Below are 11824 nucleotides of genomic sequence, written 5' to 3'. Positions count from 1 at the left end.
TGATCTGATGCTGACGGAAATCAACTTCGATGGAATTGTCGGGCCCAGCCACAACTATGCCGGCCTGAGCCTCGGCAACCTCGCTTCCGCGAAAAACGCCGGCAAGATCGCGCGGCCCCGCGCCGCGGCGCTGCAGGGCCTGGCCAAGATGCGCGCGAACCTCGACCGCGGACTGGCGCAGGGCTTCTTCCTGCCGCAACGTCGCCCGGACGAAGATTGGTTGCGTCAGCTCGGCACCGACATGGCTTCGGCCAGCGCGCCCTTGCGCGCCAATGCCCTGTCCGCCTCGTCGATGTGGGCGGCGAACGCTGCCACCGTCTCTCCCGGCCCGGACACCGCCGACGGGCGCTGCCACTTGACCGTGGCCAATCTGGTCACGATGCCCCACCGCAGCCACGAATGGCGCGAGACGCTGGCGCAATTGCAGATCGCCTTCGCCGACGAAGCGCACTTTGCGGTTCACGCGCCGGTCCCGGCCCCCTTCGGCGATGAAGGCGCGGCCAATCACATGCGGCTGTGTGCGAGCCATGACCGCCCCGGGATCGAGGTCTTCGTCTATGGCGAAAGCGGCGGCCCCTTCCCGGCGCGCCAACACCGCGAGGCCAGCGCCGCGATCGCGCGTCTGCACGGGCTTTCCCTGGAACGCACGGTGCTGGCGCTCCAGTCGGAGGCTGCGATAGCTGCAGGCGCGTTCCACAACGACGTTGTCGCGGTCGCCAACGAGCGGGTCCTGTTCACCCACGAACAGGCCTTCGCCGATCGTGATGGGCTCTATGCCGAGCTGCGCGACAAGCTCCCCGAAATAGAGATCGTCGAAGTGCCGGCAAGCGCCGTGAGCCTCGCCGATGCGATCACCTCCTACCTGTTCAACGCCCAGCTCGTGACGCTGCCTTCGGGGGAAATGGCTCTGGTCCTGCCCGGCGAGGCGCGCGAAACGCCCGCCGTGTGGCAATGGCTGGAAGCCCATGTCGCGGGCAACGGGCCGATCCGGCACCTCTTCGTGCATGACTTGCGCGAGTCGATGGCCAATGGCGGCGGCCCCGCCTGCCTGCGCCTGCGCGTGGTCGCCGATCCAGCGACGGTCGACCCGCGCTTCATCGCAACGCCGGAAAATCTGACGGCGATAGAGGCGCTCGTCGGCAGGCACTGGCCCGAACAGCTCGCGGTGGAGGATCTGTCCTCACCCGCGCTGTGGGAGGAACTTGTGGCCGCACGCTCTGCCCTATGCGCCGAACTGGGCCTGCAGGAACTGGATCGCGACGGGTTCTGAGCGGGCGGGAAGCCGCGCTCAGAACCGGGCGGAAACGGAAACGCCGGCGCTGCTGGTATCGCCCCAGGGCATGACGCGCACTCGCTCGTCCCGGCGCGAGGTGATCAGGAACCCTGCAGTCTCGCCGATCGCGGCCCCGGCCAGAACGTCATACCAGTGATGCTTGTCCGCCTTCACGCGCGACACGCCGACCATCGCGGCCAGCACTTGCGCGGGCAGGCCGACCTTCCAGCCGTAGCGGTTCTGCAGGGTCGCCGCGCTGGCAAAGGAAATGGCGGTATGACCGGACGGGAAGCTCTTGCGGTCGCTGCCGTCCGGCCGTGTCTCGGGAAAGGCTTCCTTGAGCCCCAGCGATACGATTTCTGCCGAGCCCAGGCTGCCCCCCGCCTGAAGCGCCCCGGCGGTATCGCCCCGGGCAAGGGGAACGCCCAATGCGGCCGCCACCAGCACATCGCGCCCGACATTGCCGATATCGCGCCATGTGCCGTCACCCGCCCACGCCGGTGTTGCGCTCGTTGCCAGTACGGCGACGAAGGCAAGCCCGAGGACATCCGGGGATCTGTGCAGGAGGGCCTGTAGGGTCACCTGTGCAAGACGCCATGCGCGGCGCCGTTCCGCAGTCAGGCGACGGCGTGGGTATCCGGTGTCATGCATGGCTCGCTCGTGTGTGCCCTGTCGGCTTGTCTGACCACGGTGTCGTCGCGAGGCACCTCCTTTGCGATCGGGCACGGTGAAAACTCGATCCTGCCGCCGCTTTCACAGGCTGTCGACACGAGCACGCCGGAGCGCGACTTCTTGGCCATGTACATCAGTTCATCCGCCGCGCGCAGTTCGCCGTCGATGGAGGTCGAACCTTCGGGCAAAAGAAGAATGCCAAGGCTGCAGGACAAGTGGAAGCGGCTCTCGCCGAACTCGGTGTTGAGGGCCGTATCGAGCCGGTTCGCGACGGCGGTACCGGCATCCTTGTCCTTCAGCTTCATGAAGATGACGAACTCGTCACCGCCCATGCGGGCGAAGACGTCGCCCTTGCGGATGGTCTTGCGCACGGTTTCAGCGAAGACCTTGAGGTTCTCGTCCCCTTGCGCGTGGCCTTCCTCGTCGTTGACCCGCTTGAGGCCATCGAGGTCGGCGTAGATCAACGCATGCCAGCCGCCGCGATGCTGGTTCTTGCGCAGGATTTCGAAGAAGGCCGAGCGGTTCCATGCCCCGGTCAGCGAATCGATCCGGGCCGCGCGCCACTCCCGCTCGCAAGCCTTGCGCGCCGCACCGATGACGAGCACCACGATCATGATTCCCAGCACGCGCACCGCCAGATTGGGCGTGCCGGCAGGCCCGGTGCTTGCAGCGACAGCCAATTCACCTGTTGCAAGTCGAGCGCCGAGAATGCCGAGGCCGATGGCAACCGCTACCAGTGAATTGAGCGACCATGCAGCAAAAGCCATGATCGCAAGGTAAATGGGGCCGAACCACATTGCGGGAGAAGAGTTGGCTTCGATGCTCGCGACCAATGCGAGCATCGCGACGACAATCGCCCAGGCCATGCGCGGCGAAACGCGGAAAAGGTAGGAGTGCTGCAGGCCATGCACATCATGGCGGGCCCATCTCCGTTCCGTTTGGCGTCTCGAAGTCATGCGCACTAATGTACACACTATGACTAATTCTAAGTAAACGACCTTAGTGGTCTGACGTCATGGCGCCGAAAAAAAGCCCCACAAGGTCAGGCCGGGCAATCCGGCTGATTGTCGGGATGAGCGGCCACGAAGGCGGGGTGAGCAAGGCACGCCGCCTCGATCCGGGACATATGCGGCATTGCTGTCAGTTCGAAGTCGAACCGGCGCGCATTGTAGAGCTGGGGCACCAGCACGCATTCGAACAGGCCGGGTGCATCGAACAGGAAATCACCCGATCCGCGCGCCGCCAGTTTCGCCTCCAGCGGGACAAGGGTCTTTTCCAGCCAGTGACGGTACCAGGTGTCGATCTCTTCCTGCGAATGGCCGAGTTCGGTCTTGAGGTACCGGAGCACGGGAAGATTGAGCGGGGCGTGCAGCTCGGTCGCGATGGCCATGGCCAGTTCGCGCATGACGAAGCGGTCCTCGACGTCCACCGGCAGCAGGCGCCGGTCTGGATAACGCTCATCGAGCCATTCGAGCACCGCCATCGACTGCGCATAGACCCGGCCATCGGCCTCAAGCGCAGGTACACCGGCAAAGGGATTGATCCTGCGGAAGTCCTCGCCACGCTGCTCTGCCTTGAGCAGGTTTACCGGCACGATTTCGTACTCCAGCCCTTTCAGGTTGAGGGCGATGCGCAGGCGATAGCTCGTCGAACTGCGGTAGTAGGAGTAGAGACGCATCCCGGCTCGCCCCTTCAGCTTTCCTGTGCGATCTTTTCGTGCAGCCAGGCGGCATGACGCGGCGCCTTCTTGGTGCGCGACCATTCCTCCAGCATGTCCTCGGCCACGTCGTTGAGGCGCTTCATCTGATCGGGGGTACCGAACTGCCACGCCAGTTCAAGGCGATGGCCGTTGGGGTCGAAGAAATAGATCGACTTGAAGACACCATGATGCGTCGGCCCGACGACTTCCAGCCCATGGCCCTCGGCCCGTGCCTTGGCGGCCATGAGGTCTTCCTCGCTGTCGACCTTGAAGGCGATGTGCTGCACCCAGGCAGGGGTCGACTCGTCACGGCCCATGTCGGGCGCGTTGGGCAGTTCGAAGAAGGCCAGCACGTTGCCGCCACCGGCATCCATGAAGATGTGCATGTAGGGATCGGGTTCGCCCGTGGAAGGCACGTTGTCCTCGGCGATGGCGAGCATGAAATCCATGCCCATGACATCGCGGTAGAACTCGACCGTCTCCTTCGCGTCCCGGCAACGATAGGCGACGTGGTGGATGCCCCCCAGTCGGGGCGCGCCGTTCGCAATCTGGCCTTCAGTCATCGTCTCGCTCTCCGCATCTTCTTGAACCTGCCGGACCGGCGACCCGGAACGGATTTCGGTCCGGCAGGCCTTGAAGGGCCGCGCATCGGGCGCCGACGCGCTGGCCCCAGGGGTGTTACTCGGCCGGTTCTTCCACCTTGAGCACGCCGCGGCGGACCTGGTCGCGCTCCATGGATTCGAACAGGGCCTTGAAGTTGCCTTCGCCAAAGCCTTCGTCACCCTTGCGCTGGATGAACTCGAAGAAGATCGGTCCGACCTGCGCCTCGGCGAAGATCTGCAGCAAAAGGCGCGGACTGCCGCCTTCGGTGGTACCGTCGAGCAGGATGCCGCGTGCCTTGAGTTCACCGGCGGGCTGACCGTGACCGGGCAGGCGTTCTTCGAGCATCTCGTAATAAGTCTCGGGCGGCGCAGTCATGAACGGTACGCCCAGCGCCTTCAGGCGGTCCCAGGCCTTCACCAGATCATCGGTAATCAGCGCGATGTGCTGGATGCCCTCGCCATTGAACTGGCGCAGGAATTCCTCGATCTGGCCCTTGCCGCCCTCGCCTTCCTCGTTGAGCGGAATGCGGATCTTGCCGTCGGGCGCAGTGAGCGCCTTCGAGGTAAGGCCCGTGTACTCACCCTTGATATCGAAGTAGCGGATTTCGCGGAAGTTGAAGAGCTTCTCGTAATAATCCGCCCAATAGGCCATGCGACCGCCGTAGACGTTGTGCGTCAGGTGGTCGATGCGGTCGAAGCCTGCGCCTTCGGGGTGCCGTTCGACGCCGGGCAGGTATTCGAAGTCGATGTCGTAGATCGACAGCGCGCCATCGCCGTCACGCTCGTAGCGGTCGATGAGATAAATGATCGAGTTGCCGATGCCACGGATGCCGGGAAGGTGCAGTTCCATCGGACCGGTCGCGACCTGCACCGGCTCGGCCGAGCGGGCGAGCAGTTCTTCATAGGCCTTGCGCGCATCGCGCACGCGGAAACCCATGCCGCAGGCGCTCGGGCCATGCTCGCGACTGAAGAACCATGCCGGGCTGTGCGGCTCGTAATTGGTGATGAAGTTGATCTCGCCCTGGCGCCAAAGTTCCACGTCCTTCGAGCGGTGGCGGGCGATCTTGGTGAACCCCATGGCTTCGAACACCGGCTCCAGCACGCCTTTCTCGGGCGCGGAGAATTCGACGAACTCGAAGCCGTCGAGGCCGATGGGATTGTCGAACAGGTCGGTGGGGGACTGGGTCGTCATGGGGTCATCTCGCGTTTCGGATTGTAGGGAGCTTCGCCGGGCAGGCATTCACCCGCCGGCAGCGCAGGCGCATCGCGCCACTGTTCGTAGACGGGCCCGAAATCGAGGCCGACCAGGTCGTTGATGAGCTGGGGCAGGCTTTCGAGCACGAAGTAGGTCTTCTGGAAATCGTCGATCATGTAGCCGGTGCGCATGACCCGGACCGGATCGAACGGCAGGCGCAGGACGCCTTGATCGTCGATCGAATAGACGGTCTCGCTGTGCGACGAGATGATGCCCGCGCCGAACACGCGCAGTTCATCGCCTTCGCGCACGAGGCCGAATTCGATGGTGTACCAGTAGATGCGGGCCAGCATCGGCAGCGCGTTCATCGCCATCGCCCGCTCGCCGGCCTTGCCGTAGAGTTCGAGGAAGTCGGCAATCGCGGGATCGAGCAGCATCGGCACATGGCCGAAGAAATCGTGGAACACGTCCGGCTCGACCAGATAGTCCAGCTCGTGCTCCTCGCGGATCCAGCGCGTTACCGGAAAGCGGCGGTGGGCCAGATGATCGAAGAAGACGGCATCGGGAATGAAGCCGGGTACCGCGACGAGCTGCCAGCCGGTTGCAGGACCGAGGATGGCGTTGGCGTCTTCAAAGCGCGGGATACCGTCGGCGCAATCGAGCCGGGCCAGGCCCTCGCGAAACGAGCGGCAGGCATAGCGGTCGGTCAGGGCCGACTGGCGCGCATGAAGCCGCCGCCAACGCTCGTGCATCTGCGGGGTGTAGGCGTGCCAGTCCTGTCCGACGGTATAATCGTCGCAGGCCCCTTCGTACTCGCCACGAAGGCCGCTGGCGCTGGTATCCGTGCTGGGCTTCTTCATAGCGTGGATAATACCACGGACTTCGCTTCATATTCGTGCGATTGTCATATGGCATAGCTGTGATATTAGTAGATTCCTCCATAAAAATCCACTTTTATAGGTGATTCGTGCCTCTTGACGAATTCGACCGCAAGATCGTCCAGTCGCTCCAGATCGATGCGCGCATGCCCGTGGCGCAAGTCGCGGAACGCACGGCCCTTTCCGCCACCCCGGTCAGCCGCCGGATCAAGCGGCTGGAGGACGACGGGGTGATCGTCGGCTACCAGCCGATCCTCGATGCACGAAAGCTCGGCTTCGAACTCGACGCCTATGTGCTGATCAACCTCGACGCCCATAGCGACGACAACATCTCGCGCTTCGAGCAGGCGATCCAGGACAATCCCTATGTCATTGCCTGCCATGCGGTGACCGGGGACATGGACTACCTCGTTCACGTCATCGCCCGCGACGTGGAGCACCTCTCGCAGATCACGCTCAAGTCGCTGCTGCGCATTCCCGGCGTACGCGACGTGAAGTCGATCATCGTCCTCGAGACGATCAAGGAAACGCGCGCGATGCCGTTGGACTGAGCGGAGTCGATCGATGGCCGCCCCCCGGATCCGATCCGGGGCGACGGCGAACATCGGGACCGCTCTTCAGCGTCCCAGCAGGTTGCGGGCCTGGCTGGCGATCTGGGCCAGCATGGCCGGGGTGATCGGGGCGGTATTCTCCGCCCGCGCCACGGTAGCCCGGAACGTGCCGATCGAGGTCCGGTGGTGGCGGCCCCATTCCTCGACTGCAGCGATCGGATCGGACTTGCCCACCTTGCTGCGCGCCAGCGAGCGCAGGAACTCAAGGCGCATCTGCTGGAAATCGCGGGCGAGCCCGGCAACCAGCAGGCGCTCCCAGGGATCCGAAGGGTTCATGATCGCCGCACTCGACTGCGCCCAGTCGAGGCCGAGGCCGGTACCGATCCGGGTAAAGGCGTTGACCAGCTTGCGCGGATCGATCCGGGTACTGTCGGCCAGTTCGGCAATGCCGACCGCACCGTCGAGATCGAACAGGTGCGCCACGGCCGTGGCCTCCGCCTCCGGTGCGCCGCGTTCCAGCAGCGCGGCACGCAGCCGCTGCGAATGGGCCAGGGTCCGCTCGCCCAGCAGGGCCTGCGTGCCGACGCCAAGCGCGGCGACATGCTTGCCGATGCGGTCGTAGAACTCGTGCGGCGGGACCTGTCCGGCCCCGGCGCGCAGCAGGTCGGCCATATGACCGCGCGTGGCAACCGCGACCCGGTCGAAGAGCAGCAGGCGCGCATCTTCGGACATCGGCGCGATTTCCAGCCGCTCCCAGAGCGTTTCGAGATCGAAGAGCTGGACCGCAAGGGCAAAGGCCGCTGCGATCTGCGCCAGTCCCACCCCTTCCTCTTCGGCCAGTTCGAAGGGATGGACGATGCCGAGGCGATTGACGATGCGGTTGGCCAGCTTGGTCGCGATGATCTCACGCGCCAGGCGATGGCCCTTGATGAAGCGCGCGAACCTGTCCTGCATCGGTTCCGGGAAGGCCCCCAGCAACAGGTCGGTCAGGCTGGGATCGGCGGCCAGGTCGCTCTGCTCGATGGCGTCCTGCAGCACCAGCTTGCCGCTGGAAAGCAGCACGGCCAGCTCGGGGCGGGTGAGCCCCTGCCCATCGAGCGCGCGACGCTGGAGCAGGTCGTTTTCGGCCAGCCCCTCGGTCCGGCGGTCGAGATTACCGCTTTCCTCCAGCATCTCGATCAGGCGGATGTGCGACGGCATGGCCGAGGCCCCGCCGCGCTGGGCGATCGACAGCGCGAGGGCCTGGAGGCGGTTGTCCTCCAGCACCAGCTCGGCCACTTCATCGGTCATCTCGCGCAGCAGTTCGTTGCGCTTCCTTTCCGAGAGCTTGCCCGACCGGCGCGCCGCCGCGAGCGCGATCTTGATGTTGACCTCGTTGTCCGAGCAGTCGACGCCTGCCGAATTGTCGATGAAGTCGGCGTTGATACGCCCGCCGCGCGCCGCGAACTCGATGCGTCCCGCCTGCGTCACGCCGAGGTTGGCGCCCTCGCCGATGACCTTGACGTGCAGGTCGGCCGCATTGACGCGCAGTGTGTCATTGGCCGGATCGCCCACAGCGACGTTGTTTTCGCCTGCAGACTTCACATAGGTACCGATGCCGCCGAACCACAGAAGGTCAGCCTGGCTGGAGAGGATCGCCGTGATCAGCGAATCCGGGTCGAGCGCCTCGGCGTCGACGCCCAGTGCAGCGCGCATTTCGGGCGAGAGGGGAATCGACTTGAGCTTGCGCGGGAAGACCCCTCCACCCTTGGAAATCAGAGACTTGTCATAGTCGTCCCAGCTCGAATGCGGCAGGTCGAACATGCGCTTGCGCTCCGCCCAGCTGCTTGCCGGGTCCGGATCGGGATCGAAGAAGATGTGCCGGTGATCGAAGGCGGCAACCAGCTTGATCGCCCTGGACAGCAGCATGCCGTTGCCGAAGACGTCACCCGACATGTCGCCGCAGCCGATGACGCGCACCGGCTCACTCTGCACGTCGACGCCCATTTCGAGGAAATGGCGGCGCACCGAGAGCCAAGCGCCGCGGGCGGTAATACCCATGGCCTTGTGGTCGTAGCCGTTGGACCCGCCGCTGGCGAAAGCATCGTCGAGCCAAAAGTCGCGTGATTCCGCGATGCCGTTGGCAACGTCGGAGAACTTGGCGGTGCCCTTGTCGGCAGCGACGACGAAGTAGGGGTCTTCGCCGTCGAGGATCACCACATCCTGGGGATGGACGACCTTGTCCCTGACGATGTTGTCGGTCACCGAAAGCAGGGTGGCGATGAACACCTCGTAGCAGCCCTGCCCCTCGGCGGCCCATCCTGCCCGGTCGAGCGCGGGATCGGGAAGCTGCTTGGGATAGAAGCCGCCCTTGGCCCCGGTCGGCACGATAACCGCGTTCTTGACGCGCTGCGCCTTCATCAGCCCGAGGATCTCGGTGCGGTAGTCATCGCGGCGATCGGACCAGCGCAGGCCGCCGCGCGCCACCGGTCCGGCGCGCAAATGGATGCCTTCGACCCGGCGCGAATAGACGAAGATCTCGCGCCACGGCAGCGGCTTGGGCAGGCCGGGAACGAGCGCGGAATCGAACTTGAAGGCCAGCGCGAGTTGCCCGGCATGGGCAAAGGCATTGGTGCGCTGCATCGCCAGCACGAGATCGCGGTAGGCGCGCAGCAACCGGTCATCGTTGATCGCGACGACATCGGCCAAGCCTTCGCGGATCCGGTCTTCCGCCTCCTGCGTCGCCTGCTCCCTGTCGCCTTCGAACTGCGGATCGTGAATGGCGCGGAACAGCGCGATGATCGCCGTCGTCACCCGCGGCGCGCCCTGCAGCGCGTCAACCACGGTGGCGATGCCGAAATGGGTGCCGCCCTGACGCAAGTAGCGATACCAAGCGCGCAGCCAGTTGGTCTCGCGCTTGGACAGGCCGAGCATCGGTACGAGGCGGTTGAACGCATCGTTCTCGCTCTCGTTGTTGAGGACCGCGCACAGCGCATCCTCGATCATCCCGCCAAGGCCGAGAACCTCTTCGGCATTGCGGCCGACCGGTAGCGCCAGCGTGAAATCGTGGATCGTGCCGATGCGCCCGCTTTCCAGCGGCGTGGGGACCTCGGCAAGCACGCGGAAGCCGAAGTTCTCAAGCGCGGGCACCGCATCGGACAGCGGCAGGCTGCCCTCCGCCTGATAGACCTTGAGGCGCAGGTGCGCGGCATCGTCGCTGGCATGGCGATAGAGTCGCGCGTCGCGCATGCCATGGCGATGCTCGCCTTCCGCCGCCTCGCCCACAACCACCTTGCGCATGTGCGAGATGTCCAGCGCGGCTTCGGCAGGGCCGTAATCGGTGCGGTAGGACAGCGGGAAGGCATCGGCATAGCGCCCGGCGACGGCCGCCGCTCGCGCCGGGTCCATGCCCTGCGCGAGAACCGCCTCGACCGCTTCGCCCCAGCCGCGCAGCATGACCTGCAAGTGCTGGTCGAGCGCTTCCTCATCGAGCGCGCCGGCGCCTTCGCGAATGTCGAGCGTGAAGCGCATCATCGCCAGGTTGCCCGCCTCGACCTGCAGGCTCCAGTCGATGGTCGGAGCTTCGGCCGCTTCCTCGATCATCGACTGGATGCGGCGGCGCATCTGAGTCGAGACCATATCGCGCGGTAGCCAGACGAACGCGAAGAGGTGACGCGAAAGCGGTGCGCTGGTGATCAGCAGGCGTGGCCGCGGGCGGTCCACCAGCCCGGTCATCGTGGTCGCCAGCCGCTCCACGTCATAGGCACCAAGCCCGAGGACGAGGTCATGCGGCAGGCTGGTCAGGGCATGGGCAAGCGCCTTGCCGGTATGGCCGATCGGATCGAGGCCGAGCTTGCCGGCAAGGCCCGTCAGCAGCACGCGCAGGCGCGGAACATCGCCCGGAGGGGCCGCGAGCGCGGCGCTCGTCCATATCCCGGCATGAACGGAAAGCGCAGTGACCCTGCCCTCGTCGATGACCGGGACGATGAACAGGTCCATCGGCACGCGGCGGTGCACGGTGGCCATGCGGTTGGCCTTGATCACCATCGGCGACACGATGGAGCCCGCCTCGACCTGTCGGTCGAACTCGGCGAAGGCCTGATCGTAGCTCGAGGCCGACAGGATATCGCGGGTAGCGCGACGGCAGACGCCCAGCAACTGGCCATGGGTGCCGTCGCGCCGGCGCGTGACATGCCCCAGCTGGGTGAGCATCCCGCCGGCGAACCAGCGCAGCAGCGCGGCGCCTTCGGCATCGTCGACCTGCTCGGCATCGATGGTCATGGCTTCGACCATGCGCGGCCAGTCCTTCACCGCGCTGCGCACATCGGCCAGGGTGGATTCGAGCGAGCGAATGAGGGCGCGGCGCTGGCGGGCATCCACGCGCGCGGTCTCGATGTAGATCATCGATTCGCGCACGGTGCCCGGAGCGTCCAGTCCGGGAAGGTCCTCGAGCTTGCCCTTGGCGTTGCGCTTCACCGACAGCACGGGGTGGGCCAGACGATCGATGACAAGTCCGGCATCGGCAATCGCCGCGGCGACCGAGTCCACAAGGAACGGCATGTCGTCGTTGATCAGGGCAATGCGCAAGTAGCGCCGTTCGTCGCTCGCGGAAGTGAGATCGACCACCGGTTCGCCGGTGGGGCGGTTGGCGGCTGCTTCGAGAAGGCTGCGCGCGGCATCCTCGATCCACGAGGCGTCCGCGGGTCCGTCGACCGGTAGCAGCGAGTCGCGAATGCGATCCGCAATCACTTCCTCCAGCTGCCCGAATGCGCCTTTGGAAGACTGCCTCGACCGTCCCTTGCCGGTTACGGCCACTTCGCCTGCACTCATTTCCTTCTCCGCGATTTGCTGTCGGGATCGGAACTTGCCCTCGCCGGAGGGTCCGACTCGACAATCGTTGTTATAGGCCCGGAATTGCTTTCTGGCATCAGCCGCCTTCGCCTTTCCCGCGCGACAGCCTTATTTTTAAATGGTT

General features: G+C 65.2%; 9 protein-coding genes. 2 read left to right on the top strand and 7 right to left on the bottom strand.

Going from position 1 to position 11824, the window contains the following annotated elements:
- The first annotated feature begins 7 nt into the window (after positions 1-7).
- Complete coding sequence (locus B5483_RS15280; RefSeq protein ID WP_079731052.1) at positions 8-1270, top strand: N-succinylarginine dihydrolase; 1263 nt, start codon at positions 8-10, stop codon at positions 1268-1270.
- 18 nt (positions 1271-1288) lie between these two features.
- Here B5483_RS15280 and B5483_RS15275 read toward each other — a convergent pair whose 3' ends face one another.
- The 6 genes from B5483_RS15275 to phhA all read right to left on the bottom strand — a co-directional run bounded on the left by B5483_RS15275 (position 1289) and on the right by phhA (position 6301).
- Positions 1289-1855 (bottom strand): phosphatase PAP2 family protein, encoded by a 567-nt coding sequence (locus B5483_RS15275; protein WP_245829283.1) that lies wholly within the window; start codon positions 1853-1855, stop codon positions 1289-1291.
- Between the two features lie 35 nt (positions 1856-1890).
- Entirely contained in the window at positions 1891-2811 is a 921-nt protein-coding gene (locus tag B5483_RS15270) for a GGDEF domain-containing protein (protein WP_079731174.1), read from the bottom strand.
- Positions 2812-2987: 176 nt separating this feature from the next.
- Positions 2988-3623 (bottom strand): maleylacetoacetate isomerase, encoded by a 636-nt coding sequence (gene maiA, locus B5483_RS15265; RefSeq protein WP_079731051.1) that lies wholly within the window; start codon positions 3621-3623, stop codon positions 2988-2990.
- Positions 3624-3637: 14 nt separating this feature from the next.
- Positions 3638-4207 (bottom strand): VOC family protein, encoded by a 570-nt coding sequence (locus tag B5483_RS15260; protein WP_054944451.1) that lies wholly within the window; start codon positions 4205-4207, stop codon positions 3638-3640.
- A gap of 115 nt (positions 4208-4322) precedes the next feature.
- Positions 4323-5438: a 4-hydroxyphenylpyruvate dioxygenase gene (gene hppD / locus B5483_RS15255; RefSeq protein WP_079731050.1), complete on the bottom strand. Its 1116-nt coding sequence runs from the start codon at positions 5436-5438 to the stop codon at positions 4323-4325.
- Entirely contained in the window at positions 5435-6301 is an 867-nt protein-coding gene (gene phhA / locus B5483_RS15250) for a phenylalanine 4-monooxygenase (protein ID WP_054944453.1), read from the bottom strand. The genes hppD and phhA overlap by 4 nt, the downstream gene beginning before the upstream one ends.
- 107 nt (positions 6302-6408) lie before the next feature.
- On the opposite strand from phhA, the gene B5483_RS15245 reads away from it, so the two are divergent.
- Complete coding sequence (locus B5483_RS15245) at positions 6409-6870, top strand: Lrp/AsnC family transcriptional regulator (protein WP_054944454.1); 462 nt, start codon at positions 6409-6411, stop codon at positions 6868-6870.
- Positions 6871-6936: 66 nt separating this feature from the next.
- Here the strand turns inward: B5483_RS15245 and B5483_RS15240 are convergent, their stop codons facing one another.
- Positions 6937-11679 carry an NAD-glutamate dehydrogenase domain-containing protein gene (locus B5483_RS15240; RefSeq protein ID WP_079731049.1) on the bottom strand — a complete coding sequence of 1581 codons (4743 nt, stop codon included), beginning with the start codon at positions 11677-11679 and terminating at the stop codon, positions 6937-6939.
- Between the last annotated feature and the right edge of the window lie 145 nt (positions 11680-11824).

It is taken from the genome of Novosphingobium mathurense, from assembly GCF_900168325.1.
Taxonomy (GTDB): domain Bacteria; phylum Pseudomonadota; class Alphaproteobacteria; order Sphingomonadales; family Sphingomonadaceae; genus Novosphingobium; species Novosphingobium mathurense.
The sequence above is the reverse complement of the archived record's forward strand: the minus strand, read 5'-3'. Positions and strand labels throughout refer to the sequence as shown.

Bases quoted from the DNA above. Each gene is read 5' to 3' on its own strand.
- B5483_RS15280 (WP_079731052.1), top strand. From the start codon at position 8: ATGCTGACGGAAATCAACTTCGATGGAATTGTCGGGCCCAGCCACAAC.
- B5483_RS15270 (WP_079731174.1), bottom strand. From the start codon at position 2,811: ATGGCCTGGGCGATTGTCGTCGCGATGCTCGCATTGGTCGCGAGCATC.
- hppD (WP_079731050.1), bottom strand. From the start codon at position 5,438: ATGACGACCCAGTCCCCCACCGACCTGTTCGACAATCCCATCGGCCTC.
- phhA (WP_054944453.1), bottom strand. From the start codon at position 6,301: ATGAAGAAGCCCAGCACGGATACCAGCGCCAGCGGCCTTCGTGGCGAG.
- maiA (WP_079731051.1), bottom strand. From the start codon at position 3,623: ATGCGTCTCTACTCCTACTACCGCAGTTCGACGAGCTATCGCCTGCGC.
- B5483_RS15260 (WP_054944451.1), bottom strand. From the start codon at position 4,207: ATGACTGAAGGCCAGATTGCGAACGGCGCGCCCCGACTGGGGGGCATC.
- B5483_RS15240 (WP_079731049.1), bottom strand. From the start codon at position 11,679: ATGAGTGCAGGCGAAGTGGCCGTAACCGGCAAGGGACGGTCGAGGCAG.